We start from the raw sequence: 24,707 nt of genomic DNA on the forward strand, positions 1-24,707 counted from the left end.
GGCCCCTCCCCGGGGTCGGCCGCTACGGCGTTTCGGCCCGGATCTCGTCCAGCGACTCCCCCAGCACCCCCTTGGCCCGGGTGAACCAGTCGGCGATCACCGCGATCTCGTCCGGCGTGTAGTCGGCGAACAGCGCGCCGATCCGCTCGTAGAACGGGCCGTAGACCTGGAGGATGCGCTGCTGCGCGTCCTCCGCCATCACCACGCGGACGCGCCGACGGTCGGCCGGGTCGGCCTCGCGGCGGGCGTAGCCGGTCTTCTCCAGCCGGTTGAGCACGCCGGTCACCGCGCCGGTGGTCAGCTGCGCGCGCTCGGCGAGGTCGCCGGCGGCCAGCGGCTCCCCGGCCATCGCGGCCTCGATGACGAAGCCGAGGCAGGTCAGGTCCGTGACGTTGAGCCCGAGCCGGGCGGCGATGTCCTGCTGGCCGAACTGCGCCAGCGCGATCATCCGGTCCATCGCGTAGAGCGCCTGCTCGGGCGTCGCCCTGGGGCGCGGCTTGCCCTTCACCCGATATCTCCTTAGCATCTAAGTTACTTAGCTCGTGAGATAAACGGTTCGACCCGTCCATCCCGACCCGCCCATCACACCAAACGAGGAGCAATGAGCGCACACGGCGACCACGACATGGGGCACACCATCGCCGGCTGGACCGGCTCCGTCATCGCGATCCTCGGCTTCACCGTCGCGGGCGCCGCCCTCGTCCTCGGCTCGGCCGCCGGGCTCTGGGCCGGCGGGATCCTCACCGCCCTCGGCGCGCTCGCCAGCTGGCTGCTCCACCTCGCCGGCTGGGGCAAACCCACCGGCCCGCGCCCGCCCGCCCACCGGCACTGGCGCACCCCCGACCCGACCGGCCGCCAGGGCCACCCCCACTGCCTCGGCTGCCGCCTCGCCGGCCGCACCCCGGCCCCGATCCAGGCGCCGGCCCCCGCCCCCGCACGGGCCCAGCGGCACATCAGCGCCTGAGACCCGCCGACACCGCCGGTTCCGCACCCGCCCGATACGGCTTCGCCAGCACCGGCGCCCCCGCACGCCGCGGCCCCCGTCGGGCTGCCTGCCCGACGGGGGCCGTCGCGTTGCCCGGCTCAGACCGAGGTGCCCTGGGTGACGGGGGCCGTGGCGGTGGGCGGGGCGGTGCTGCCGGCGGTGCTGCCGAGGGCGCGCTGGACCTTGGCGACGGCGGCGCGGTACTGGAACGAGGCCAGCTGGGAGGAGTCGCCGCCACGCTGGAAGAAGCCGAAGGCCATGCCGACGGTGCCGAAGCGCTCGACGCCGACGAAGGCGTTCAGCTGGACGCCGGCCAGGGTGCCGTCGAGGCGGACGGCGGGCGCGTCCTGGCGGTCGCCGAGGGTGACCGGGGTGACGGTGAAGGTCACCGAGTCGTTGGCACCGGCGTTGAAGGTGATGGTGTGGCAGCTCTTGAGGGCCGCGGTGGCGGCGCCGAGGTCGGTGGTGAGCTTTCCCGCGTCCTCGGCGGTGAGGGACTCGGTCACCATCGGGTTGCCGCCCGGGCCGTCCAGTTCGGCTTCGGCGTGCGGGGTCTCGGGGCCGGGGACGCCGGTGTGCATGTTGATCAGGTCGCTGAGGGCGTCGCAGCCGTTGGCCGGGGACGGCATCGTGCTGGGGCTCGCGCTGGGGCCGGCCGTACTGGGGACCTGGGTGAAGCCTGGGCCGACGTCGTCGACGGTGAGCAGGGCCGCGGTGAGTTGGTCGGAGGTGGGCAGGCCCTGGGCGGGCCGGCCTGGTGTCGCGGCCGCGGCGAGGTGGGCCGGGCCCAAGGCGACCGCCGCGGCGAGGGCGGCGGCGGCGAGGGCGTGGAGCGGCTTCGGGTGGGACATGCGGGCCCCCCGGTCGAGGGTGCGGGCAGGGACAGGCACCAGTGTCCCACCGGGCCCGACAGGGGGCTCGCGGGCGCGGATCGCCGCAGGTCAGACCCCCTGGTCCAGCTCGTCCGCCTGGTCCGCCGGGGGCACGTCGAGCGCTTCGAGCGCTTCGAGGGTTTCGAGGGTTTCGAGGGTTTCGGTGAGCCACTGCACCCAGAAGGCCTCCAACCCGATGCCCGCCCGCAGCACGGCGTGCTGGAGGCGGCTCTCCCCGGCCGTCGCCTCGGCCGGGAAGTCGTGCCGCTCGATCTCCCGGTAGTCGTCCAACTGCGCGCGGTGCAGCGCCAGGTGCCGCCGCACCTCGGCCGCCAGGCCGTCCGTGCCGACCACCGCGGCGGCGCGCAGCCGTAGCAGCAGCGGTTCGCGGACGGCGCGCGGCGCGGCGCCCTCGGCCGTCCAGCGGACGAGTTCGGCGCGGCCCTCGGGCAGGACCTCGTACTCCTTCTTCTGCCCGCGGACGGGGCCGGACGGCTGGAGGGCCCGGATCTGTCCGGAGGCCTCCAGCCGGCCCAGTTCGCGGTAGATCTGCTGGTGGGTGGCGGGCCAGAAGAAGCCGATCGACTTGTCGAAGCGCCGGGTCAGCTCCAGCCCCGAGGACGGTTTCTCCAGCAGGGCGGTGAGGATGGCGTGCGGCAGCGACATGCCGTCGATCCTAGGGTGTGCCCAAGGCGCGCCCAGGTCCTTGTCCGGCCGAACAGGACCCGGCGCGGAAGGAAGGGTCAGATCGCGGCGGCCAGTTCGGTGCCCTGCTTGATGGCCCGCTTGGCGTCGAGTTCGGCGGCGACGTCGGCGCCGCCGATCAGGTGGGCCTCCAGGCCGCGCTCGCGCAGCGCCTCGTAGAGGTCGCGGCGCGGCTCCTGGCCGGTACAGAGCACCACGGTGTCCACGGGCAGCAGTTGGCGCTCGCCGTCGACGGTGAAGTGCAGGCCGGCGTCGTCGATCAGGTCGTACGTCGCGCCGGCGACCATGGTGACGCCGCGGTGCCGGAGTTCGGTGCGGTGGATCCAGCCGGTGGTCTTGCCGAGCCCGGCACCGACCTTGCTGGTCTTGCGCTGGAGCAGGTGGACGGCGCGCGGCGGTGCGGGCCGCTCGGGGCGGCGCAGTCCGCCGCGCTCGCGGTACTCCGGGTCGATGCCCCACTTGGCCTGGAACACGGCCGGGTCGAGGCTGGCCGCGTCGCCCGGGTCGGTGAGGAAGCCGGCCACGTCGAAGCCGATGCCGCCCGCGCCGAGGATGGCGACCCGCTCGCCGACGGGGGCGCCGTCGCGCAGGACGTCGAGGTAGCCGACGACGCTGGGGTGGTCGACGCCGGGGAGGTCGGCGGGGGTTCGCGGGGTGACGCCGGTGGCGAGGACGAGTTCGTCGAAGTTCTCGGCGGCGAGCCGGTCGACGGTGGCGGTGGTGCCGAGGCGCTGGGTGACGGCCAACTCGGCGAGCCGGGTGCGGTAGTAGCGCAGCGTCTCGTCGAACTCCTCCTTGCCGGGCACGCGTCGGGCGGTGTTCAGCTGCCCGCCGATCGCCGCGGCGGCGTCGAACAGGGTGACGTCGTGGCCGCGTTCGGCGGCGGAGACGGCGAAGGCGAGCCCGGCCGGGCCGGCTCCGACGACGCCGATGCGCTTGCGCGATCTGGTGGGCGTGAGCACGAGTTCGGTCTCGTGGCAGGCGCGCGGGTTGACCAGGCAGGAGGTGATCAGGCCGCTGAAGGTGTGGTCGAGGCAGGCCTGGTTGCAGCCGATGCAGGTGTTGACGGCGTCGGCGCGACCGCCCTCCGCCTTGGCGACGAAGTCGGCGTCGGCGAGCAGCGGGCGGGCCAGCGAGACCAGGTCCGCGCAGCCGTCGGCGAGCAACTGCTCGGCGATCTCCGGGGTGTTGATGCGGTTGGTGGTGACCAGCGGGATGCCGACGGTGCCCATCACCTTCCTGGTCGCCCAGGCGAAGGCGCCGCGCGGCACGGAGGTGGCGATGGTGGGGATGCGGGCCTCGTGCCAGCCGATGCCGGTGTTGATGATGGTCGCCCCGGCGGCCTCGACGGCCTGGGCGAGGCGGACGACCTCGTCGAGGGTGGAGCCGCCGGGCACCAGGTCGAGCATGGAGAGGCGGTAGACGATGATGAAGTCCTCGCCGACCCGCTCGCGGACCCGGCGGACGATCTCCACCGGGAAGCGCATCCGGCGCTCGTACGGGCCGCCCCATTCGTCCTCGCGCCGGTTGGTGGTGGCGACGACGAACTCGTTGATCAGGTAGCCCTCGGAGCCCATGATCTCGACGCCGTCGTACCCGGCGCGGCGGGCGAGTCCGGCGCAGCGGACGAAGTCCTCGACGGTCTGCTCGACCTGTGCGGCGGTGAGCTCGTGCGGGACGAAGGGGCTGATCGGGGCCTGGAGGGCGCTGGGGGCGACCAGGTCGCGGTGGTAGGCGTAGCGGCCGAAGTGCAGGATCTGCAGGGCGATCTTCCCGCCGGCGGCGTGCACGGCGTCGGTGACGACGCGGTGGCGGTCGGCTTCGGCCCCGGTGGTGAGCATCGCGCCGCCCTCCCAGGGGCGCCCGGCCTCGTTGGGGGCGATACCGCCGGTGACGATGAGGCCGACGCCGCCGCGGGCCCGTTCGGCGTAGAACTCGGCCATCCGCCGGTAGCCGTCGGGGGCCTCCTCCAGGCCGACGTGCATGGAGCCCATGACGACGCGGTTGGGCAGGGTGGTGAAGCCGAGGTCGAGCGGGCTGAGCAGGTGCGGGTAGCGGCTGCTGCCGGGGGTGGTGCTCATCGACGCGCTCATCGACGTCTCCTGGGGGCGGCGGGGGTCGGTGTTACCGCAGAGTAGGGGACGGCGGCTCGATGTGCAACTAGTTGCATAAGGGGGTTGCGGGCCGGGGCCCGCGCTCTGCCGGTTCCCGCGAACTCCCGCGCATGATCCGCGTATTGTCAGATCGGCAGTGTCGGCAGCTCGGAAAGGACCGCCATGCGGGGCAGCTCGATAGCCGTGATCGGCGGCAGCATCGCCGGAAGCGCCTTCGCCGGGGCCGCCGCCCGGCTGGGAGCGGACCGGATCGTCGTCCTGGAACGCAGCGAGGGCCAGCTGGAGGACCGCGGCGTCGGGATCTGCATCAACGACGACCGCTTCGACGAACTGGTCCGCGCCGGCCACCTCCACGACGGCATCCGCCGCCACCGCCTCACCGTCCGCCGCTGGGTCACCCGGGAGACGGCCGAGGACCGCGGCGGCGACGGACCGGACGGGCGCGGGCGGGTGCTCTGGAAGCAGCCGATGCCGTTCCACTCCCACCACTGGGCCGTCCTCTGGCAGGCCCTGCGCGAACACACCCCCGACCGGGTCGAGTTCCGGCAGGGCCACATCGTCACCGCGGCCGGCACCGACCAGGACGGCGCCTGGACGGCCGCCCCCGACGGCACCCGCGAACCGTACGACCTGGTGATCGGCGCCGACGGCTACCGCTCGGTGGTCCGCGCGGCGGTCTGCCCGCAGGCCCGACCCGCGTACGCCGGGTACGTGTGCTGGCGCGGCAGCTACGACGCCGCACTGCTGGCGGAGCTCCCCGGCGGGGCCGCGGCCTGGCCGGAGGACGAGTGCGCCACCGTCTGCTACCCCGGCGGCCAGGTCGTGATCTACCGCATCCCCGGGCTCACCCCCGGCACCACCCAGGTGAACTGGGTCTTCTACGCGCCCACCCCCGCCTGGCTGCGCCTCGACGGCCCGACCAGCATCCCGGCGGGCACCCTCACCGACGAACAGCTCGACGAGCTGCGCCGGCTCGCCGAACGGCACCTGCCGCCGTACTGGGCCGCCCTGGTCACCCTCACCCCGCGCGAGCGGACCTTCCTCCAGCCCGTCTACGACCTGGAGACCCCGCGCCGCACGGCCGGCCGGCTGCTGCTCGGCGGGGACGCGGCCACCGTCGTCCGCCCGCACAACACCAGCGGCGCGGTGAAGGCCTTGCAGGACGCGCACGCCTTCGAGCAGGCCGGGCGGGCCGCCGCCGCGGACGGCGGGTCCTGGCCGGCCCTGCTGGCCGCGTACGACCAGGAGCGGGGCGTGGTCGGGCGGGAGCTCGTGGAACTGGGCCGACGGCTCGGCCGGGAGCAGGTCGCCGCCGCACCGGACTGGTCGGCCATGGACGAACCGGGAATGGACGCCTGGTGGCGCCGTCAGCTCACCGGCAGCGGGGGTTTCGGCGGCCACGCCCTCGGGCGTCCCGAGTGAGCGTGGGCCGCACAGGCCGGCGGCCGCCGAAACCCCGTCAGATCACCTGCTGCAACTCACCTGCCGCGATCAGACGTTGACGCCGTAGTCGGTCGCGATGCCGCGCAGACCGGAAGCGTAACCCTGCCCTATCGCGCGGAACTTCCACTCCGCGCCGTTGCGGTACAGCTCACCGAAGACCATCGCGGTCTCGGTGGACGCGTCCTCGCTGAGGTCGTAGCGGGCGATCTCCTGGCCGTTGGCCTGGTTCAGCACCCGGATGAACGCGTTGCGCACCTGCCCGAAGTTCTGCAGCCGGGCGTCGGCGTCGTAGATCGACACCGGGAAGACCACCTTCGCCACGTCGGCCGGCACCCGCGCCAGGTCGACCTTGATCTGCTCGTCGTCACCGTCGCCGCCACCGGTCAGGTTGTCACCGCTGTGCTCGACCGAACCGTCGGGGCTGCGCAGGTTGTTGAAGAAGACGAAGTGCTGGTCCGAGACCACCTTGCCGAGCGCGTTGCAGAGCAGCGCACTGGCGTCCAGGTCGTAGTCGGCGCCGGTGGTGGTGCGCACGTCCCAGCCGAGACCAACGATCACGGCGCTCAGGCCAGGCGCCTCCTTGCTCAGCGAGACGTTGCCGCCCTTGGCCAGTGAAACTCCCACAATGCCCTCCTCGATCTCTCCCTGCGGACGAATCTACAACACTGTAGAGATCACGGGAATCCACCTGCGGTCGGGCCCCACCCCGGGGATTTCTCAGGGGCTCCACCGGGAACCACCCGTCACCCCGGCCGCCGCACCCGCCGGGCCGAGGCCCCGCGGCCGCCCTAGACTGGCGGTGGATCCCCTGGTCCGCCCCGACCGGCGGCCCCCGCGCGGGAGGTTCCCCATGCGCCAGCGGTACAGCTTCCACCTCGACCAGGCCGGGCACTCGGTCACCGTCAACGTCCGCTCCGGCTGGATCACCGAGACCGAGTTGCTGGTGGACGGCAAGGAGTGCGCCTTCCACCGCGTCCACGGGCACGGCGTCTACCCGCTGACGCTCGCCGCCCAGCTCGCCGAGGAGCCGCCGCTGCCGCTCTCGGTGCGGCTGGACCGCGCGGGCGCGGCCGAGCAGCCGTACTCCTGTGTCCTGGAGGTCGCGGGAGCCGAGCACCCGATGCCGGAGCGCGCGGCGCGCTGATTCCCCCACCCGCTACAGGCGCCGCGCCACGATCTCCTCGACCGCCTTCCGGGCCCGCTCGGCGTCCTCGGCGACCAGGCCGATCCTGGTCCGGCGGTCGAGCACGTCGGCGACGTCGAGCGCGCCCTCGTGCGTGACGGCGTAGGCGACCTCGGCGCGCGTCACGTCCAGGCCCTCCGCGATCGGGGTCAACTCCCCGGCTGCCAGCACCTCCTGGGACGATCCGCCGTGGCGGGCGAGCAGCGAGCCGGGCACGGCGCCCGCCGGGAGCGGGCGGCTGTCCCGGTGGGCCGGGGCGCCGACCAGCGGCAGGCGGGCCGTCCAGCAGGCCCGGGCCGGCAGGCCGCGCAGCCGGACGGCGGCGTCCACCGCGTCCTCGGCCATCCGCCGGTAGGTGGTGAGCTTGCCGCCGACCACCGTGACCAGCCCGGACGGCGACTCCAGCACCGCGTGCTCCCGGGAGATGTCGGCGGTGCTGCCGCCCCCGGTGTCGATCAGCGGCCGCAGTCCCGCGTACGCGCCGCGCACGTCCGCCCTGGTCAGCGCGGTGCTCAGGGCGGCGTTGACGGTGTCGAGCAGGAAGGCGAGCTCGCCCTCGGCGGGCTGCGGCTCGTCCGGGATCGGACCGGGCGCGTCCTCGTCGGTCAGCCCGATCGCCACCCGGCCGAGCTGCTGGGGCAGCGCGAAGACGAAGCGGCTGGTCGAACCGGGCACCGGCACGGTGAGCGCCGCGGTCGGGTGGCCGAGCGCGGCGGCGTCCACCAGGAGGTGGGTGCCCCGGCTGGGGCGCAGCCTGATCGACGGGTCCACCTCGCCCGCCCAGACGCCGGTGGCGTTGACCACCGCGCCGGCCTCGACGGTCAGCGACTGCCCGGTGACGGTGTCGGTGAGCCGGGCGCTGCTGCCGGTCACGGACTCCGCCCGCACCCTGGTCAGCACGGTGGCGCCGTACTGCGCCGCGGTCCGCGCCAGCGCCACCACCAGCCGGGCGTCGTCGACGAGTTGGCCGTCGTGCGCGACCAGCGCGCCGGACAGTCCGGCGGTCCGCACGCCCGGCACCAGCTGCCGCGTCCGCGCGGCGCCGATCCGGCGCACCCGGGGCAGCAGCGCGGCCGGCGTCCCGGCGCCGATCCGCAGCGCGTCCCCGGCGTGGAAGCCCACCCGGATCAGCGAGGCCTGCCCGGGGCGCAGCAAGCCCGGGAGCAGCGGCACCAGTTGGGGCAGCGCGCGGATCAGGTGCGGGGCGGTGCGGGTCATCAGCACGCCGCGCTCGATCGCGCTCTCCCGAGCCACCCCGATCCGCCCGGAGGCGAGGTAGCGCAGGCCGCCGTGCACCAGTTTGGAGCTCCAGCGGCTGGTGCCGAAGGCCAGGTCGCGGGACTCGACCAGCACCGTGCGCAGCCCGCGCGAGGCGGCGTCCAGGGCCACCCCGGCGCCGGTGACGCCACCGCCGATCACCAGCAGGTCGACCCGCGGGTCGTCCCCCAGCGCTTCGAGTTCCGCCTGGCGCCGGCCGGCGTCGAGTCGGCTGGAGCCGGCGAAGGGAGCGGCGGAGGATTCGGCGGGGTGAGCGGCGGAGGATCCGGCGGGCGTCGAGGTCATGGCGCGAGGTATCCGTTCAGTGCTCTGGTCAGTTCGCGCCGCCAGGCGGCCTCCGGCAGCAGGGAGGCGACCATGCGGTGCGACTGGACGGTGGACTGGGCGATCAGCAGGACCATGGCGGCCAGTTCGACCGGCTCCCCGGCCCGGATCGAGCCGTGCGCCTGCCCCTGCTCGATGCCGGCCCGCAGCGCCTCCAGCAGGCCGCGCTGGCTGGTGCCGAGGCGCTCGACGACGTACTCCAGCAGCAGGTCGGAGTCGGCGGAGCGCAGCAGCGCGCCGAGCACCGGGTGGTCCCGCAGCCGGACGGCCACCTCGACGACCCCGTCGACGAAGGCCTCCCGGCCGATCGGGGCGCCGTCGCCCCCGAGGGTCAGGGCGACGCCCTCCCGGGTGGCCCGGATCTCCCGGGTGAGCAGGGCGCCGATCACCGCCCGGACGTCCGGCCAGCGCCGGTAGACGGTCGGTCGGCTGACCCCGGCGCGGCGGGCGATCTCCGCCAACTGCGTTCGGCGCACGCCGAGATGGACGATCAGATCGGCGGCGGCGTCCAGGATCGCGTCGTCGGTGCTGCGGGCGGGACTGCCAGGGGGCTCGGCGTTACTACTTGACATGATGTGTGAAACTGTAACGCATGGCACCTGAGACGCAAGCGGGACCGGCCGGCGCCGCGCTACCGCTCCCCCCGATGAAGTGGGACGCCTGGGGCGACCCGGCCCTCGCCAAGGAGCTGTCCGCGGACATCAAGGGACTGCTCGCCGCCGCCCTCGGCGTCACCGGCGACGCCACCCCCGGACCGGCCGCCGACGAGGTCCTCCTGCAGCCCTCACGGATCGCCGCCGACGACCTCAAGGCCCTCGCCGCCGCCGTCGGCGAGACCAACGTCAGCGCCGCCGACGCCGACCGGCTCCCCCGCGCCGGCGGCAAGTCGACCCCCGACCTGCTGCGCCGCCGCAGCCGGGCCCCCCAGGACGCGCCCGACGCCGTCGTGCTGCCCGGCGACGAGCAGGAGATCGCCGCCGTCCTCGCGCTGTGCGCCGAACGCCGCATCGCCGTCGTCCCGTTCGGCGGCGGCACCAGCGTCGTCGGCGGCCTCGACCCCGAGCGCGGCGGCCTCACCGCCGTCATCTCGCTCGACCTGCGCCGCCTCGACCGGCTCCACGACCTCGACGAGACCTCCGGCGAGGCCGTCCTCGGCGCCGGCCTCACCGGCCCGGCCGCCGAGGCCCTGCTCGCCGAGCGCGGCTACGAACTCGGCCACTACCCGCAGAGCTTCCGCTACGCCACCCTCGGCGGCTTCGCCGCCACCCGCTCCTCCGGCCAGGACTCGGCCGGACACGGACGCTTCGACGAGATGGTCCGCGGCCTGCGCGTCGTCACCCCCGCCGGTGTGCTCGACCTCGGCCGCGCCCCCGCCTCCGCCGCCGGCCCCGACCTGCGCGAACTCTTCCTCGGCTCCGAAGGCACCCTCGGCGTCATCACCGCCGTCCGGCTCCGCGTCCACCCGCTGCCCGCCGTCAAGGCCTACGAGGCCTGGAGCCTGCCCGACTTCGCCACCGGCAGCGCCGCCTTGCGCGCCGTCGAGCAGGCCGGCACCGGCCCCACCGTCATCCGGCTCTCCGACGAGGCCGAGACGATGGTCAACCTCGCCATGACCGAGCAGATCGGCGGCGCCCCCGCCGTCACCGGCTGCCTCGCCGTCACCGTCTTCGAAGGCACCACCGAACAGGTCGCCACCCGCCACCGGCTCACCCGCGACACCCTGCTCGCCGCCGGCGCCACCTCCCTCGGCGAAGCCCCCGCCCGGGCCTGGGAACACGGCCGCTTCAACGCCCCCTACCTGCGGGACTCCCTGCTCAGCGCCGGCGCCCTCTGCGAAACCCTGGAGACCGCGGCCAGTTGGAGCCGGCTCCCGCAGCTGCGGACCGCCGTCACCGAGGCGCTCACCACCGCCCTGCCCGGCGCCCTCGTCCTCTGCCACGTCTCGCACGTCTACCCGACCGGCGCCTCGCTCTACTTCACCGTCGTCGCCGCCCTCGGCGAGGACCCGCTCACCCGGTGGGCCGCCGCCAAGCGCGCCGCCGGCGACGCCATCGTCACCACCGGCGGCACCATCACCCACCACCACGCCGTCGGCGCCGACCACCGGCCCTGGATGAGCGACGAGATCGGCGAGCTCGGCGTGCGCATCCTGCGCGCCGTCAAGGCCGAACTGGACCCGGCGGGCATCCTCAACCCCGGCAAGCTGATCCCGTGACCGGCGGTCCGCGAGCCATCAGGCGAGTGGCCGTCCTCAGCAACCCGGCGGCGGGCGCCGGCCACGCCGCGCCTGCCGCCCACCGGGCCGTCGCCCGTCTGCACGCCCTCGGCCTCCAGGTCGACCGGCACGCCGGCCGCGACCCCGAGGACGCCGTCCGCCTCGCCCGCCGAGCCGTGGCGGACGGCGTCGACGCCGTCGTGGCCGTCGGCGGCGACGGCATGGTCAACCTCGCGCTCCAGGCCGTCGCCGGCACCGCCGTCCCGCTCGGCGTGATACCCGCCGGCACCGGAAACGACCACGCCCGCGCGTACGGCCTCCCGCTCGCCGGCCCCGAAGCCGCCGCCGACGTCGTCGCCGCCGGCCGCACCAGGACCGTCGACCTCGGCCTGGTCACCGCCGCCGACGGCACCACCCGTTGGTACGGCTCCGTCCTCGCCACCGGCTTCGACTCGCTGGTCAGCGACCGCGCCAACCGCCTGCGCTGGCCCCGCGGCCGGATGCGCTACAACCTGGCCATCCTCGCCGAGTTCGCCAACCTGCGCCCGCTGCCGTTCCGCATCACCCTCGCCGACGGCACCGTCATCGAACGCGACCTCACCCTGGCCGCCGTCGGCAACACCCGCAGCTACGGCGGCGGCATGCTCATCTGCCCCGACGCCCTCCCGGACGACGGCCTCCTCGACCTCACCCTCGTCGCCGCCATGCCCCGGCTGCGCATCGCCCGCTTCTTCCCCACCCTCTTCAAGGGCACCCACACCGCCCACCCCGAAGTCACCACCCACCGCACCGCGTCCCTGCGGATCGACTCCCCCGCCATCACCGCCTACGCCGACGGCGAGTTCATCGCGGCCCTCCCCGTCGACGTGAGCGCCGCGCCCGGCGCCCTGCACCTCCTGGTGCCGTGACCCACCCGCCTCCCCGTCGGGGCCACGGTCCTCACCCGGCCAGGCGGCGGCGCCAGAGGAGGGGGCGGATCTCCATCGCGCGGGAGGGGTCGGTGCTCCAGCCGACGGGCAGGCCGACGTCCGCCAGCGCGCCGGCCACCTCGTGGCCGATGGCGGTGGTGGTCAGCGGCGAGGCGTCGAAGCCGCCGTAGCGGAGGGTGAGGCCGTGGCCGGCGGCGGCGGAGTCGGTGGACTGGGTGTGGAAGTAGACGTAGCCGCGGGCGTCCGGCGCCCCGGCGGCGGCGATCTCGGCGTCGCCGCAGGAAGCGCAGCAGCTGAAGTGCTCCCGGGCGGTGATACCGGCCTCCTCCAGGGCGGCGAAGGCCCGGGTGAGGCGTTCCGGGTCGGTCTCGCCGATCCAGCCGGTCTGCTCGCCGACGCGCTCCAGCCAGAGCCGGTCTGCCAGTTGCTCGGCCTGGTCGCGGGAGAGCGGGCGGTGGTCGCCGGAGACCAGGTGGTCCTCCGCGAGTTCGGCGAGCTCGGCGCGGGTGGTGTAGCCGCCGGCCAGGGTGAGGCGCAGCCGGTCGTGCAACTGCCGCAGGTCGTCGGCGGGCAGGTCGAGCGGCGGGGCCGGCTCGGGCTGCGGGCCCAGGTCGAGCGGCTGCCAGTCCAGGTCGTCGCCCCAGCCCGGCTCGTGCCGCGCCCAGCCCGTCATCGCCGCGATGACCGCCTCGGGCCCCTCGGTGCGCACCTCGAAGTGCCGGGCCGCGGAGCCGTCGCGGTGTTCGAGCGTGTACTCGCCGCCTTCGGCGTGCCACACCTGGATGAAGACGTCCGGCAGGTCCGGTATCCGCTGGGCGACCAGGAAGCGGTCGCCCTTCGCGCCGATCCGCCGCACCAGCCGCGCCAACTCGGCCGCCTCCACCCGGAGGTGGCGCGTCCCGTTGTTCTCCTGCACCCCGATCGCCAACATGTGGATCACCCAACCACACGCCACTGACAACGGCGCCGAGCCCCGGGACGCGCCTGCCGTCAGCCCGTTCCCGGCCCGTTCCCGGCCCGCCGTCAGGCCGCCGTCAGGCCGCCCGCTGCTCGCGGCGGAGGCGGAACAGCACGTTGGGCCGCAGCGGGCCCTCGGGGGCGGTCGGGTCCTCGAAGTCGTCGGCGGGGTCGGACGTCATCCCGAGGCGGCGCATGACGGCCTGCGAGCGGTGGTTGGTCGCGGTGGTGACGGCGAGGATCTCGGGGAGGCCGAGGGTGTCGAAGCCGTGGGCGAGGACGGCGCGGGCCGCCTCGGTGGCATAGCCGTGGCCCCAGGCGGCGCGTGCGAGGCGCCAGCCGATCTCGACGCCGGTGAAGGGCAGGCCCTCGTCGACCTCGTCGAGGCCGGCCAGGCCGACGAACTCGCCGGTGGCGCGCACCTCGACGGCCAGCCAGCCGTACCCGCGCGCCGCGGTCTCGGCCTCGAAGCGCGCCACCGAGGCGTCGCACTGCTCGCGGGTGAGGATGTCGCCGAGGTGCTCGCGGACTTCGGGGTCGGCGTTCAGCGCGGCCCAGGGTGCGAGGTCGGTGTCCCGCCAGGGGCGCAGGAGCAGGCGGTCGGTACGCAGTTCGGTCATGCGGGCCAGCCAACGCCGACCGCGCCTGCCGAGGCAACCCGTTTTCCGCCTCCCCCGCACCCCTGCGCCCCGGGGGGCGCGCCGTGCTTCACACGCCCGGGGTCGCGGTGATCCGGCCGGCGTCGATCGCGGCGACCAGTTCGGCGTGGTCGAGCGCCGTCTGGTCGGCGTACCGGACGGCGAAGTCGGCGATCGCCTCGGCGAAGGTGTCCGCGCCGCCCAGGTAGCCGGCGATGGCGAGGCGGTCGCCGGTGCGCGCGTGGGCGCGGGCGAGAGTGCGGCCGCACAGGTCGGCGTAGGCGCGCAGGCCGGACGGGGCGAGGTCGGCGACCTGGACCGAGCCCTTCATGTCGCGCAGTTGGCGCCCGTAGAAGTGGCGCCCGGCGGGGCCGGTGGTCCAGCCGAGGAAGATGTCGCCGGCGGCCTGCATGAGGTGCTGGCCGGTGACGACGCGCCGCCCGCCGTGGTGGACGGAGACCTCGGCGTCGACCCGGGTGGGCGGCAGGTGGTCCTCCAGGACGGACCGTCCGGCCTCCTTGAGCTGGAGGAACAGCGGGTCGCGGGTGTCCCGGCCCTCCAGCAGGACGATGTAGCAGCGGGTGCCGACGCTGCCGACACCGACGACCTTCATCGCCGCGTCGACGAAGCGGTAGCGGTCGAGGAGGACGCGGCGGTCCTCGGCGAGGGTGGCCCGGTAGTCGCTGAACACCCTGCCGATGTCGCGCAGTTCGTTCTTCTTCAGCGGTTCGATGAGCGGTGGCGCGCTGATGATGCGCCGCCGCCCGTCGCGTTCCTCGGTGAGCTTGCCGAAGGCGTGCAGGCTGGTGCGGCGGCGGGCCTGGGCGAGGTCGGCCTCGGCCTGCTTGCGCTGCCGGGGTTTGCGCAGCGGCGCCAGCAGGTCGCCGGCGTCGATCCGGGAGTACCAGACGTCGAGTTCGCCGAGCCCGGCGAGGCGGCGCATGGCGGTGGCGTAGCCCTGGACGGCGGTGCGGGCCGCGCGGTGGGCGCGGTCCTCGTCCTGTCCGTGGTCGCGGGCGGCGACGGCGATGCTGGCGGCCAGCCGTTTGACGTCCCACTCGAAGGGGCCGGGGTGGGTCTCGTCGAAGTCGTTGACGTCGAAGAGCAGGGCGCGTTCCGGCGAGGCGAACAGGCCGAAGTTCACCAGGTGGGCGTCGCCGCAGAGTTGGACGGTGAGGCCGGTGTCGGGGACGGCGCCGAGGTCGGCGGCCATGACGGCGGCGGCGCCGCGCAGGTAGGCGAAGGGGGTGTCGGCCATCCGCCCGTAGCGGATCGGCAGCAGCCGGGCGACCCGGTCCTCGCCCTGGCGCACCAGCACCTCGACCGGGTCGGGCCGGTCGGCGGCGGGGATCCACCGCCCGTGGGCGGAGCGGGAGACGCGGTCGCGGGCGGCCCGGCCGTGCCGGCGGCGTTCGGCGGGGGTGGTCATACGCGGCTCCTCGGTCGGTGGGACGGTGGGAGGACGAAACGGCGAAGACGGCGGGCGGCGAGCGGGGTACGTCTCCCCGCGACGCTAGGCCACGAGCGCCGGAGCGCGCACCGCGCGCCCTCCGGCACTCGGCCGACCGGATGAAGCCGGCCGAACGAAGCAGGCCGGCCCCGGCTCACTGCACGGTGAAGTCCGCCATCATCGCCATGTCCTCGTGCTCCAGGTTGTGGCAGTGCATCATGTACGTCCCCCGGTAGTCGGTGAAGCGCACCAGGACTTCGACCGCCTCGGCCGGGCGTAGGTCGACGGTGTCCTTCCAGCCGCCGTCGTACGGGCCCGGGTCGCGACCGTTGCGGCTGAGCACCTGGAACTGGTTGAGGTGGACGTGAACGGGGTGGTGCAGGTCGGAGGTGAAGCGCCACCGCTCGGTGCTGCCGAGGGCGGGCCGGGCGAGGTCGCGGCCGGGCCGGTACAGGTCGCCGTTGATGGTCCAGCCGTAGCTGCCGCTGCGCCGGAAGACGAACTTGCGGGTGACGTCGACGGCGGAGGCGTCCAGGCCCTCGATCGTGGACAGCTTGTCGGGCACGGTCGAGTCGTCGCTGACCTTCTTGCCGGAGACGTCGAATCGCATCACCTCCGCCGTGCGCCCGCTGCCGAAGAGGTTGAGCAGCCGCACCGAGGTGCCCGGGGCGTAGCGGGAGAAGTCGACGACGATGTCGAAGCGCTCGGCCGGGGCGATCTCCAGCACGTCGTGGGCGACCGGGGCGGCGAGCAGGCCGCCGTCGGAGCCGATCTGGACGAGGGCGTCGCCGCCGGAGGGCTGCGGGTCGAGCCGGAGCCGGTAGGGGCGGGCGTTGGAGGCGTTGAGCAGGCGCAGCCGGTAGCGGGCGCGGTCGACGTCGAGGCGGGGCCAGGGGGCGCCGTTGACGAGGATGACGTCGCCGAGGACGCCGTTCATGTAGTCGTCGGTGACGCCGGGCGAGGCGAGGTCCTCGTCGATGGCGGGGTAGCGGAAGGAGCCGTCCTCGGTGAAGGAGCGGTCGGCGAGCATCAGCGGGAGGTCGCGGTCGCCGCGCGGCAGCGGCAGGGCGTTCTCCTCGTCGTCGTGGACGAGGTGGAAGCCTGCCAGGCCGCGCCAGACGCCGGGGCCGGTGAAGCCCATCCGGTGGTCGTGGTACCAGAGGGTGGCGGCGCGCTGCTTGCCCGGGTAGGTGTGGGTGCGCTCGCCCTCGGCGGTGCGCCCCGCCTCGTGGCCCATCCCTGACATGCCTGGCATATCGGACATTCCCTGCATGTCCGACGCTCCCTGGCCCGCACCGGAGGAACCGACCGGCAGCAGCAGGTCGACGGGGTAGCCGTCGCTGTCGGCCGGGGTGTGGCCGCCGTGCAGGTGGACCACGGACGGCACCGGCAGCTCGTTGCGGTGCTTGACCACCGCCGCCCGGCCGGACCGGGTGGCCAGCGTCGGCCCGGGGAAGGTACCCCCGTACGTCCAGGCCTTGGTCCTGACGCCGGGCAGGATCTCCAGCTCGGCGACCCGCTGGGTGATCTCGTAGTAGTCGGCCGTCGCGTCGGTGCGCACCGGCTGGAGCACCGTGGGCACCGGCAGCGGGACCTGGAACGGCTCGGGCAGGTCGAGGCCGCTGCCGAGCAGCCGACCGGGGTGGCCCTCGGCGAACAGCCGGGCGGCGGCGGGGCCGGCGACGGCGGCCAGCGCGCCCGCGCCGAGGACGGAGGCACCGACGCCCAGGAACCGGCGACGGTTCACTTGGACACCTCCAGCGGCCCGCCGGGGCGCGGCAGGCGTCCGCTTCCGTCCGGCTCGGGCTGGTGGTCCGCGCGGGCGGGCAGCGGCAGCCGCCAGGCCCCGACCAGCCCGAACAGGACCCCGCTGACCAGCAGCACCCCGAGGGTGACGTGCACGCCGATCGACCGCGCGTAGCCGGCCGCGATCTGGCCGACGACGGCGACGGTCAGCACGGCGGTGGTCCACAGCGGCCAGAGCGGGCCGCGGCCGGGCCGGCGCACCAGCGCGGCCACCACCAGTTGGCAGAGGACCACGGTGGCCAGCGTCATCGCGTTGCCCTCGTGGTCCTTGAGGGACTCGTAGGTGCCGTTGAGGAAGCTGCCGGCCAGCATGACCTGGAGCAGGGCCAGGACCGCCAGGGTGGTCGCGGTGGTGCGCAGCAGGATCAGCGGCCAGCGGGGCGCGGCGGCCGCGGGAGGACTGCTCATGTCGGGCTACTCTCTGCTTCGGCGGGTCGGGCGGGTCGGGCGGGTCGGACGGGTCGGACGGGTCGGACGGGTCGGGGCGGGCGAGAGCGTAGCTGATCCGACATCACGATCAGCTCCAATAAAGGGGTTTGGACTTTCCCAGCTACCCCATTGCGCCTACTCGGCCCGACTTTTGTCACCCGTACGAGCGAGGCTCTGGTGTGCCCGTCCAGCGATCCTCGAGCAGGTGCCGCGACAGCCCGAAGGGCCCCGTCCGGCGGTACCGGACGGGGCCCTTCGGGCTTTCACGGGCCTCGGCTACTGCCGGGCGGCGCCCAGCGCCACCGGGCGGGTGCGCAGCAGGGCCCGGGCGGGCAGCCCGGTCGCGCCGAGGCAGAGCAGGACGGCTCCGGCGGCCAGCGGCAGGGCGAGCACCGGCGGGATGTACGGGGAGGAGTTGGCGACGCCCCGGGCGATCGGGACGAGGGCGGTCCAGGCGATCCCCCCGCCGATCACCAGGCCGGTCGCGGCGACCAGCAGCGCCTCCCAGCGCATCATGCCGCGCACCTGGCGCCGGGTGGTGCCGGCCAGTCGGAGCAGGGCGACCTCGCGGCGCCGGTCGAGGACGGTCATCACCAGGGTGTTGACGGCGGTGACGGCGGCGAACCCGCCGAGCACGCCGGCCATCACGGTGTTGGCCCAGGCGTTCAGCTCCATCATCTTGTCGGACTGGGCGACGAATCCGGCCCGGTCGGTCACGGTCGCCCCGCCGGGGCCCGCGAGGCCCGCCAGCGCGGCCGCCACCGCCGTGCGGTCGGCGCCCGGCGCGTCGGCGACCAGCACCTGGCTGTCGTACCCGGCGGTGACGTGCTCGGCGACGACCGCCCGGGGCAGCAGCACCTGGCCGAAGCCGAGCCCGCGGTCGTAGACGGCGACCACGGCGGGCCGCACCGGGGTGCCGTCGCCGAGCCGCAGCGGCACCCGGTCGCCGACCTTGACGTCCAGGGCGTCGGCCAGCGTGGCGTCCAGGGCGACGGTGTCGGCGGCGCGGCCCAGGTCGGCGAGCGAACCGCTGCGCACGCCCAGGTCGAGCACCCGGGACAGCCGGGCCGGGTCGCCGCCGACGCCGAGCGCGGTCGCGGAGCCGGGCTGCATGTCGTGGGTGTACACGGCGGCGGTGCGCAGCACGCCGACCGCGGTGTCCACACCGGGCACCTTGGCGGCCCGGTCGGCGGTGCCCGCGGGCAGGCCGGGGCCGGTGGAGCCGATCACGTGGTCGGCGACGATGCCGTCCCGCACGTTCACGCCGGTGGCGTGGCTGATGGTGCTCTGGAGGAACAGCAGGGTGCCGCAGAAGGCGGTGACCAGCACGATCGGGGTGATCGCGGAGGCCATCCGGCGGGCGTTGGCGCGGGTGTTGTCGGCGGCCAGCGAGCCGGGGGCGCCGCCGGCCCGCAGCGGGGCGCCGAACACCGTGGCGGCGACCCGCGCCACCCAGGGGCCGAGCACCGCGACGGCCAGCATGAAGCACATGACCACGCCGAGCGCGGTGTTGGCGGCGTTCATGCCGTCCAGGGCGGCCGCGAAGCCGGCGGCCACCACGCCGCCGACGGCGAAGAGCAGCCCGATGACGGTCCGCACCTTGCCGGGGCGGCCCGGTTCGACGGCGGCCGCGCCGAGCGCCTGACCGGGGCGCAGCTTGGCGGGGCGGCGGGCGGCCAGGAAGCCGGCGGTCAGCGCGGCGAGGGTGCAGACGAGGACGGCGGCGAGTATCGGCAGCGGGCCGACGTCCAGCCGCACGCCCTGCGGCACGGCGCCGCGCGAGGTCAGTTCGTCGAACCACCAGTGGGCCAGGGCCAGTCCGGGCAGGATGCCGAGCGCCCCGGCGACCGGCGCGACCAGCATCGCCTCGGTGGCGATGGTGCGGCGGATCTGCCGCGGGGTGGCGCCGATGGCGCGCAGGAGGGCGAACTCGCGGGCGCGCTGGCCGGTGGCCAGGGCGACGGTGCTCATCACGACGAAGATCGCGGTCATGGTGGCGTAGCCGCCGAAGCTGCCGCCGAGCGCCATCAGCAGGGTGCGGGCCTCGCCGATGGCGGGCTGCTCGACGGTGCCGCGACCGTCGCCGGTGAAGACCTTGGCACCGCCGCTCTCGGCCTTGGTCTCAAGGCCGATGGCCGGGGTGCCTGCGGCCTTGGCGTCCACGGCCTTGGTGCCGGGGGCCTGGGCGTCGAGGGCCTGGCGGACCTGCGCGACCAGCGCGGCGCGGTCCACGCCCTCGCGCGGCTGGACGGCGATCGCGTCGATCCGGCCGGGGTGGCCGGAGAGGCGGTCGGCGGTGGCGTCGGCGAACCAGGCGGTGGGGCCGGCCGACTGGGCGGCGGCCAGGCCGGAGACTCGGTAGTCGCCGGTGCCGCCGGGGGCGGTGAGGGTGAGCTTCGCGCCGGGAGCGAGGTGGGCGGCGCGCGCTGTGTCGGCGTCCAGCACCACCTCGTCGGCGCCGGGCGCACGGCCCTCGACCAGCTGGTCGGCCGGGCCGGCGATGCCGAGCGCGGCGAAGCCCCGGCCGGTCAGGGCGGGGGTGCCGGCGCCGGCCGGCAGCGGGAAGGCGCTGTCCGGGCGGGCGGCGGCGACCCCGGGCAGTGCGGAGATCCGGCCCACCAGGGCGGCGTCCGTCCGGGCCCGCTCGGGGGTGGTCAGCTCCCTGGTCTCGTGGTCGCGGCCGACCTTGGCGGTGACCCGCACCATCGGGTCGGCCGCGACCACCACCGGGGCGCCCGTGTACCGCTGCGGTGCGACGCCCGCGGTCAGTCCGGTCTGCAGCAGCACGCCGCAGGCCACCACCACGGCGGCGCCCAGCAGCAGGGCGACCAGGGTGCCCACGAAGGAGGCGGGTCGAAAGCGCACCGAGGCGCGCGCCAGTCCGTTGCTCATGCCCCTGCCCCGTTCCACTCGTCGATCGGTCCACCCCGCCCGTTCACGCCGCGACCCCCACCGGGCGGGCGGTGAGCGAGACCATCCGGTCGGCGACGGCCTGCGCCTGCGGGTGGTGCAGCTCGTCGACGAGCGCGCCGCCGGCCAGGAACAGCGCCCGGTCGGCGAACGAGGCCGCCACCGGGTCGTGGGTCACCATGACCACCGTCGCGCCCAGGTCGTCCACGGCGCGCCGCAGCAGGCCCAGCACCTCGTGCGCGGTGCGGGTGTCCAGCGCGCCGGTCGGCTCGTCGGCGAACACCACGTCCGGGTCGGTGATCAGCGCGCGGGCGATCGCCACCCGCTGCTGCTGGCCGCCGGAGAGCTGGCCGGGCCGCCGCTTGGCGTGCTCGCCGAGGCCGACCTGGGCCAGCAGCTCCCGGGCCCGGGCGCGGTCCTGGCGCTCGCCGGCCAGCCGCTGCGGGAGCAGCACGTTCTGCTCCACCGTCAGCGAGGGCAGCAGGTTGAAGGACTGGAAGACGAAGCCGATCCGGCTGCGGCGCAGCTTGGTGAGCCGGTCCTCGCTCAGCCGGGTGATGTCCTCGCCGCCGAGGCGGATCTCCCCCTGGTCGGGCTTGTCCAGGCCCGCCGCGCACTGCAGGAAGGTCGACTTGCCGGAGCCGGACGGGCCCATCACGGCGGTGAAGCTGCCCCGGGCCAGCGCCAGGTCGATCCCGCGCAGCGCGTGCACCGTCTCGCTGCCGCGGCCGTAGGTGCGGCGCACCCCGCGCAGCTCGATCGCCGGAAGGGCGCCCTGCTCGGGGTACGGGCCGCCGCCGTACGCCCCCGTCGCGTACGGTCCGGCGGCGTGCCGTCCGGCGGCGTACGGCTCGGTCGATGGGCGGTCGTGGCGGCGTGCCATGGGTGGGCCTTCCCTCGGGGATCGTCGGTGGTCGTCGACGGGTTCCACGCTAGAAAAGGCCAGGCCGGCGGACCATGGAGGCCGCTGGCGGACCGGGGGTGGGGATATCCCCACCCCCCTCCGGGGGGCTGCGGGCCCGCGTCTGGTGGGCTCACACCGGGTCGGCGGCGATCTCCCCGTAGGCGGCGGCGAGTTCGGCGAGCACGGGGTGCGCCGGGTCGAAGGCCGTACCGTCGACCGCTGCCAGCGGCCGGACGCCGACGCCCGCGTTCACCGCGAACGCCGCCGTGAAGCGGCCCAGCCCGGACGCGTCCACCCGCTCGCGCGACTGCGGCCCGCCGTACGCGCCGGCCAGCAGCGCGGCGGTCACCCCGGGCAGGCTCGGGCCGTCCGGCCAGACCAGTCGGCGGCCGTCGAGGAAGCCGACGTTCCAGGTGGCGCCCTCGACCACCCCGCCGCCGTCCGGATCCACCAGCAACACGTCGTCGTAACCGTCGAGTTGGGCCCGCCTGCGGTGGTGGACCAGGCCGAACAGGCCGACGTGCTTCACCTCCGGCAGCTCCCGCCGGTACCCGACCGTGCGCACCCGCAGCGGGCCCGGCGCGGCCACCGCCGCCGGGCGGGTGGTCAGCAGCAGCCGGGGCACCGCCGGGCCGCCGGGGCGCTCCAGGCCGAGCTCCGGGTCGTACACCGTCACCCGGACGATCACCGGCGCGCCGTCGGCGGGCAGCACCGCGCGGATCCGCTCCCGCACCACCGCCCGGTCCAACTCGGCGGCGAACAGCACCCGGCAGTCCCGGACCAGCCGGTCCAGGTGCAGTGCCAGGCCCCGGACCCGGCCCGCCTCGGCGCGCAGGGTGGTGAAGTGCCCGTAGTTCAGCAGCCCCAGTGCGGCCAGCCGGGCCGGGTCGGCCGGGGCGCCGTCGATCTCGATCTCAGCCATCCCCCGAGTCTGCCAGCCCCGGCGCCGCCGCCACCGGGGCCTGCGCCCTCGACGCCGGGGGCGGAGTCGGGGTCGGCACCGGGGTTTCGGACACCGCCGCCGGGCGGTACGGGCTGACCACCTCGCGGCCCGCCGCGAGGGCCAGCTGCTCGAACTGCTCGATCTTGTAGGCCAGGCCCTCCGGCTCCCCGGCGTCCGACCACCGCCACGCCTCCGCCCACCACTGCGGGCCGCGCACCAGCGGCCGGCCCGCGAGCGCCAGGTGCAGCGCCAGGGTCGAGCGCGCGTACTCGTGCACCCAGCCGTCGGCCGCCCGGTAGTCGGGCGTCTCGTCCAGCCGCAGCCAGCGGCCCTCGCAGCCGGCGGCGAGCATCGGCACCCAGCCCCACCCCCGGTCCGCGACCAGCAGGTGCAGCCAGTCGCCCTCCTCGCACACCCGGTACGGCGGGAGCTGCGGCATCCGGGCCAGGGCCAGCGAATGCTTCCAGCCGACCACCCAGAGGCCGCGACGCAGGTAGTAGCGGACGGCGTGCTGCCGGGCCCAGTGCGCCTCCAGCCGGAAGCCGGGCAGGCCCTCCGCGGCGGCCGCCGCGTACACCTCGTCCAGCGCCCCGGCGGCCAGCCCCCGGCCGCGCGCCTGCGGAATCAAGTAGAGGGAGGATACGGCGAGTTGGCCGGGCCCCCTGGTCCAGTTGTCCACCGCCACCGTGCCGGCCGCGGCGCCGTCCTCGTCCAGCACCCAGTAGCGGCGCCGGTACAGCTCGCCGCCGGGCCACTCCCGGCCGCTCTCCCCCAGCCGCTCGCGCCACCGGCGCTCGGCCTCCGGCGTCAGCTCGTCCGGGGCCACCAGCTCCCCCAGCTCGCCCTCCACCAGGGACGCCAAGTCCCAGAGGGCGAACCGCCGTTCGTCCCCCTCGGCGACCGCCCGCAGCCGCGGCCCCGCCGCCAGCCGGTCCTGCGCCCGCTCCACTGCCGCATCCCACGACCTCACCACGCCGACACGATAGCGGGAGCGCGGACACTTTCCGCAATCCGACGGACACCGAACGTCAGATCGGATGCGAAGCCCGCCGGGCGAAGGCCCCGACGGATGGTAGGGGAAACCCGACCAGAGGACTCGACCTGACCGTGATGACCAGGCTGACCTGCGACGATGCAATGAACGGGTGATGAATCGGCACGACTCCCCAGACCTGCGACCGCCACCGGCCGGCCCTGGCTCCGATCCCTTCGCCGACACCGAACCGAGGTCTCACCCGCCCATGGGCAGCACACTCATCGTCACCAACGACTTCCCGCCCCGCCAGGGCGGCATCGAAACCTTCGTCCACGCCCTGGCCACCCGACTGCCCCACTCCGACGTCGTGGTCTACACCTCCGCCGAACCGGGCGCCGATCGGCACGACGCCGCTCTCCCCTTCCCGGTGATCCGCGACCGGGCCCGCACCCTGCTGCCCACCGCCCGGGCCACCCGCCGCGCCGCCGAGATCGCCCGCGCCCACGGCTGCGACCGGGTCTGGTTCGGCGCCGCCGCCCCGCTCGCCGCGATGGCCCCCGGGCTGCTCCGCCAGGCCGACGGCATCCGCCGCACCGTCGCCACCACCCACGGCCACGAGATCTGGTGGGCCCGCACCCCCGGCGCCCGCCGCCTGCTGCGCCGGATAGGCCGCAGCGTCGACGTCGTCACCTACCTCGGCGAGTACACCCGCGCCCGGATCGCCCCCGCGCTCGGCCCGGGCGCCCGACTGGCCCGCCTCGTCCCCGGCGTGGACCCGGACCGCTTCCGGCCCGGCGCGGCCGGCGCCCGACGGGCCCGCACCGGGCCGGTGATCCTCTGCGTCGCCCGGCTCGTCCCGCGCAAGGGGCAGGACGTCCTGATCCGCGCCCTGCCGGCGATCCGCCGGGCCGTCCCCGGCGCGGTCCTCGTCCTCGTCGGCCAGGGCCCGTACGAGGACCGCCTGCGCGCGCTCGCCCACCGGTGCACCGAGCCCGGCAGCGTCGAATTCGCCGGCGGTCTCGACCACGCGGCCACCGCCGCCCACTACGCCGAGGCCGACGTCTTCGCCATGCCGTGCCGCACCCGCCGGGCCGGCCTCGAAGCCGAAGGCCTCGGCATCGTCTACCTCGAAGCGGCCGCCGCCGCCCTGCCCGTCGTCGCCGGCCGCTCCGGCGGCGCCCCCGACACCGTCCTCGACGGCGTCACCGGCACCGTCGTCGACGGGCGCGACCCGGCCGACGTGGCCGCCGCCCTCACCCGCCTCCTCCTCGCCCCGCCGGCGGACCGCGCCCGGATGGGCGCCGCCGGCCGCGACTGGGCCACCACCCACTGGTCCTGGACCGCCTCCGCCCACCGCCTCGCCCACCTGCTCGACCCCACCCGGTCCGTCACCGGCGCTCCCGCCGAGCTCTCCTGACACTTTCTGGCGCGCCAACGCCGCTTTCTTCAAAGGGAGTTCGAGCCACCATGGCACCAACTCACCGATATACCGGCGATCATCGAGTCAGGGGGGGCGAAGGCCAACGAATCCGCCCGCAGGATGCGCCTTCGGCGCGCGAAGTCCCTTACGCGCAGCGGGCGCACCCTTTTTCATCATATGAATATTTGCCTTCCGTTTTTCAATCCGACCGAATCGTGGAAACCCC

Annotated in this window: 22 protein-coding genes; 6 read left to right on the forward strand and 16 right to left on the reverse strand. The window is 75.1% G+C overall.

Annotation, left to right across the window (positions count from 1 at the left end; genetic code table 11):
• Positions 1–22: 22 nt before the first annotated feature.
• The gene (locus tag ACIQVZ_RS05075; RefSeq protein WP_363366708.1) at positions 23–508 is read right to left on the reverse strand and encodes a MarR family transcriptional regulator; all 486 of its coding nucleotides are present in this window, start codon (positions 506–508) and stop codon (positions 23–25) included.
• Between the two features lie 93 nt (positions 509–601).
• Here ACIQVZ_RS05075 and ACIQVZ_RS05080 point away from each other — a divergent pair, with 93 nt between their 5' ends.
• A complete protein-coding gene (locus ACIQVZ_RS05080; RefSeq protein WP_402447311.1) occupies positions 602–964 on the forward strand; it encodes an HGxxPAAW family protein in 363 nt (120 codons plus the stop codon).
• Between the two features lie 119 nt (positions 965–1,083).
• On the opposite strand, the gene ACIQVZ_RS05085 is transcribed toward ACIQVZ_RS05080, so the two are convergent.
• The 3 genes from ACIQVZ_RS05085 to ACIQVZ_RS05095 form a co-directional block, all read right to left on the reverse strand.
• On the reverse strand, positions 1,084–1,836 hold the full coding sequence (locus ACIQVZ_RS05085; protein WP_402447313.1) for a hypothetical protein: 753 nt from the start codon (positions 1,834–1,836) through the stop codon (positions 1,084–1,086).
• Between the two features lie 90 nt (positions 1,837–1,926).
• On the reverse strand, positions 1,927–2,523 hold the full coding sequence (locus ACIQVZ_RS05090) for a PadR family transcriptional regulator (RefSeq protein WP_402447315.1): 597 nt from the start codon (positions 2,521–2,523) through the stop codon (positions 1,927–1,929).
• 77 nt (positions 2,524–2,600) lie between these two features.
• A complete protein-coding gene (locus tag ACIQVZ_RS05095) occupies positions 2,601–4,655 on the reverse strand; it encodes an FAD-dependent oxidoreductase (protein ID WP_402447317.1) in 2,055 nt (684 codons plus the stop codon).
• 183 nt (positions 4,656–4,838) lie between these two features.
• Here ACIQVZ_RS05095 and ACIQVZ_RS05100 point away from each other — a divergent pair, with 183 nt between their 5' ends.
• Positions 4,839–6,098, forward strand: coding sequence for an FAD-dependent monooxygenase (locus tag ACIQVZ_RS05100; protein ID WP_402447319.1), 1,260 nt, complete (start codon positions 4,839–4,841; stop codon positions 6,096–6,098).
• A 69-nt stretch (positions 6,099–6,167) separates the two neighbouring features.
• Here ACIQVZ_RS05100 and ACIQVZ_RS05105 read toward each other — a convergent pair whose 3' ends face one another.
• Positions 6,168–6,743 (reverse strand): TerD family protein, encoded by a 576-nt coding sequence (locus ACIQVZ_RS05105; RefSeq protein ID WP_350883073.1) that lies wholly within the window; start codon positions 6,741–6,743, stop codon positions 6,168–6,170.
• Positions 6,744–6,969: 226 nt separating this feature from the next.
• Between ACIQVZ_RS05105 and ACIQVZ_RS05110 the strand changes: the two genes are divergently transcribed.
• On the forward strand, positions 6,970–7,263 hold the full coding sequence (locus tag ACIQVZ_RS05110) for a hypothetical protein (protein ID WP_350883075.1): 294 nt from the start codon (positions 6,970–6,972) through the stop codon (positions 7,261–7,263).
• A 12-nt stretch (positions 7,264–7,275) separates the two neighbouring features.
• Here the strand turns inward: ACIQVZ_RS05110 and ACIQVZ_RS05115 are convergent, their stop codons facing one another.
• Positions 7,276–8,865 carry a glycerol-3-phosphate dehydrogenase/oxidase gene (locus ACIQVZ_RS05115; RefSeq protein WP_402447321.1) on the reverse strand — a complete coding sequence of 530 codons (1,590 nt, stop codon included), beginning with the start codon at positions 8,863–8,865 and terminating at the stop codon, positions 7,276–7,278.
• Entirely contained in the window at positions 8,862–9,476 is a 615-nt protein-coding gene (locus ACIQVZ_RS05120; protein ID WP_350883079.1) for a TetR/AcrR family transcriptional regulator, read from the reverse strand. The genes ACIQVZ_RS05115 and ACIQVZ_RS05120 overlap by 4 nt, the downstream gene beginning before the upstream one ends.
• A 20-nt stretch (positions 9,477–9,496) precedes the next feature.
• On the opposite strand from ACIQVZ_RS05120, the gene ACIQVZ_RS05125 reads away from it, so the two are divergent.
• Positions 9,497–11,119: an FAD-binding oxidoreductase gene (locus ACIQVZ_RS05125; protein WP_402447322.1), complete on the forward strand. Its 1,623-nt coding sequence runs from the start codon at positions 9,497–9,499 to the stop codon at positions 11,117–11,119.
• The gene (locus tag ACIQVZ_RS05130) at positions 11,116–12,027 is read left to right on the forward strand and encodes a diacylglycerol kinase (RefSeq protein ID WP_402447324.1); all 912 of its coding nucleotides are present in this window, start codon (positions 11,116–11,118) and stop codon (positions 12,025–12,027) included. The genes ACIQVZ_RS05125 and ACIQVZ_RS05130 overlap by 4 nt, the downstream gene beginning before the upstream one ends.
• A gap of 31 nt (positions 12,028–12,058) precedes the next feature.
• Here ACIQVZ_RS05130 and ACIQVZ_RS05135 read toward each other — a convergent pair whose 3' ends face one another.
• The 9 genes from ACIQVZ_RS05135 to ACIQVZ_RS05175 form a co-directional block, all read right to left on the reverse strand.
• Entirely contained in the window at positions 12,059–12,979 is a 921-nt protein-coding gene (locus ACIQVZ_RS05135; RefSeq protein ID WP_402447385.1) for a DUF6891 domain-containing protein, read from the reverse strand.
• A gap of 103 nt (positions 12,980–13,082) precedes the next feature.
• Positions 13,083–13,625 carry a GNAT family N-acetyltransferase gene (locus ACIQVZ_RS05140; RefSeq protein ID WP_350883085.1) on the reverse strand — a complete coding sequence of 181 codons (543 nt, stop codon included), beginning with the start codon at positions 13,623–13,625 and terminating at the stop codon, positions 13,083–13,085.
• A gap of 88 nt (positions 13,626–13,713) precedes the next feature.
• Positions 13,714–15,072: a DUF2252 domain-containing protein gene (locus ACIQVZ_RS05145; protein WP_402447326.1), complete on the reverse strand. Its 1,359-nt coding sequence runs from the start codon at positions 15,070–15,072 to the stop codon at positions 13,714–13,716.
• Between the two features lie 175 nt (positions 15,073–15,247).
• Complete coding sequence (locus ACIQVZ_RS05150) at positions 15,248–16,840, reverse strand: multicopper oxidase family protein (RefSeq protein ID WP_402447328.1); 1,593 nt, start codon at positions 16,838–16,840, stop codon at positions 15,248–15,250.
• Positions 16,837–17,307 carry a hypothetical protein gene (locus ACIQVZ_RS05155; protein WP_402447330.1) on the reverse strand — a complete coding sequence of 157 codons (471 nt, stop codon included), beginning with the start codon at positions 17,305–17,307 and terminating at the stop codon, positions 16,837–16,839. The genes ACIQVZ_RS05150 and ACIQVZ_RS05155 overlap by 4 nt, the downstream gene beginning before the upstream one ends.
• A gap of 297 nt (positions 17,308–17,604) precedes the next feature.
• Positions 17,605–20,220, reverse strand: a complete 2,616-nt coding sequence (locus ACIQVZ_RS05160; RefSeq protein WP_402447332.1) for an FtsX-like permease family protein — start codon at positions 20,218–20,220, stop codon at positions 17,605–17,607.
• Between the two features lie 43 nt (positions 20,221–20,263).
• Positions 20,264–21,121 carry an ABC transporter ATP-binding protein gene (locus tag ACIQVZ_RS05165; RefSeq protein ID WP_402447334.1) on the reverse strand — a complete coding sequence of 286 codons (858 nt, stop codon included), beginning with the start codon at positions 21,119–21,121 and terminating at the stop codon, positions 20,264–20,266.
• Between the two features lie 151 nt (positions 21,122–21,272).
• The gene (locus ACIQVZ_RS05170; RefSeq protein WP_402447336.1) at positions 21,273–22,064 is read right to left on the reverse strand and encodes an aminotransferase class IV; all 792 of its coding nucleotides are present in this window, start codon (positions 22,062–22,064) and stop codon (positions 21,273–21,275) included.
• Positions 22,057–23,058, reverse strand: a complete 1,002-nt coding sequence (locus ACIQVZ_RS05175; RefSeq protein ID WP_402447338.1) for a GNAT family N-acetyltransferase — start codon at positions 23,056–23,058, stop codon at positions 22,057–22,059. The genes ACIQVZ_RS05170 and ACIQVZ_RS05175 overlap by 8 nt, the downstream gene beginning before the upstream one ends.
• A 268-nt stretch (positions 23,059–23,326) precedes the next feature.
• On the opposite strand from ACIQVZ_RS05175, the gene ACIQVZ_RS05180 reads away from it, so the two are divergent.
• Positions 23,327–24,478 carry a glycosyltransferase family 4 protein gene (locus ACIQVZ_RS05180; RefSeq protein WP_350883102.1) on the forward strand — a complete coding sequence of 384 codons (1,152 nt, stop codon included), beginning with the start codon at positions 23,327–23,329 and terminating at the stop codon, positions 24,476–24,478.
• Positions 24,479–24,707 lie beyond the last annotated feature (229 nt).

This window comes from Kitasatospora sp. NPDC098663, from assembly GCF_044760075.1.
GTDB lineage: Bacteria > Actinomycetota > Actinomycetes > Streptomycetales > Streptomycetaceae > Kitasatospora.

Excerpts from the sequence above, each read along its gene's own strand:
- ACIQVZ_RS05155 (WP_402447330.1), bottom strand. The coding sequence starts at position 17,307 with ATGAGCAGTCCTCCCGCGGCCGCCGCGCCCCGCTGGCCGCTGATCCTG.
- ACIQVZ_RS05095 (WP_402447317.1), bottom strand. The coding sequence starts at position 4,655 with ATGAGCGCGTCGATGAGCACCACCCCCGGCAGCAGCCGCTACCCGCAC.
- ACIQVZ_RS05115 (WP_402447321.1), bottom strand. The coding sequence starts at position 8,865 with ATGACCTCGACGCCCGCCGGATCCTCCGCCGCTCACCCCGCCGAATCC.
- ACIQVZ_RS05110 (WP_350883075.1), top strand. The coding sequence starts at position 6,970 with ATGCGCCAGCGGTACAGCTTCCACCTCGACCAGGCCGGGCACTCGGTC.
- ACIQVZ_RS05180 (WP_350883102.1), top strand. The coding sequence starts at position 23,327 with ATGGGCAGCACACTCATCGTCACCAACGACTTCCCGCCCCGCCAGGGC.
- ACIQVZ_RS05160 (WP_402447332.1), bottom strand. The coding sequence starts at position 20,220 with ATGAGCAACGGACTGGCGCGCGCCTCGGTGCGCTTTCGACCCGCCTCC.
- ACIQVZ_RS05140 (WP_350883085.1), bottom strand. The coding sequence starts at position 13,625 with ATGACCGAACTGCGTACCGACCGCCTGCTCCTGCGCCCCTGGCGGGAC.
- ACIQVZ_RS05120 (WP_350883079.1), bottom strand. The coding sequence starts at position 9,476 with ATGTCAAGTAGTAACGCCGAGCCCCCTGGCAGTCCCGCCCGCAGCACC.
- ACIQVZ_RS05125 (WP_402447322.1), top strand. The coding sequence starts at position 9,497 with ATGGCACCTGAGACGCAAGCGGGACCGGCCGGCGCCGCGCTACCGCTC.
- ACIQVZ_RS05080 (WP_402447311.1), top strand. The coding sequence starts at position 602 with ATGAGCGCACACGGCGACCACGACATGGGGCACACCATCGCCGGCTGG.
- ACIQVZ_RS05170 (WP_402447336.1), bottom strand. The coding sequence starts at position 22,064 with ATGGCTGAGATCGAGATCGACGGCGCCCCGGCCGACCCGGCCCGGCTG.
- ACIQVZ_RS05165 (WP_402447334.1), bottom strand. The coding sequence starts at position 21,121 with ATGGCACGCCGCCACGACCGCCCATCGACCGAGCCGTACGCCGCCGGA.
- ACIQVZ_RS05145 (WP_402447326.1), bottom strand. The coding sequence starts at position 15,072 with ATGACCACCCCCGCCGAACGCCGCCGGCACGGCCGGGCCGCCCGCGAC.
- ACIQVZ_RS05090 (WP_402447315.1), bottom strand. The coding sequence starts at position 2,523 with ATGTCGCTGCCGCACGCCATCCTCACCGCCCTGCTGGAGAAACCGTCC.
- ACIQVZ_RS05135 (WP_402447385.1), bottom strand. The coding sequence starts at position 12,979 with ATGTTGGCGATCGGGGTGCAGGAGAACAACGGGACGCGCCACCTCCGG.
- ACIQVZ_RS05100 (WP_402447319.1), top strand. The coding sequence starts at position 4,839 with ATGCGGGGCAGCTCGATAGCCGTGATCGGCGGCAGCATCGCCGGAAGC.
- ACIQVZ_RS05085 (WP_402447313.1), bottom strand. The coding sequence starts at position 1,836 with ATGTCCCACCCGAAGCCGCTCCACGCCCTCGCCGCCGCCGCCCTCGCC.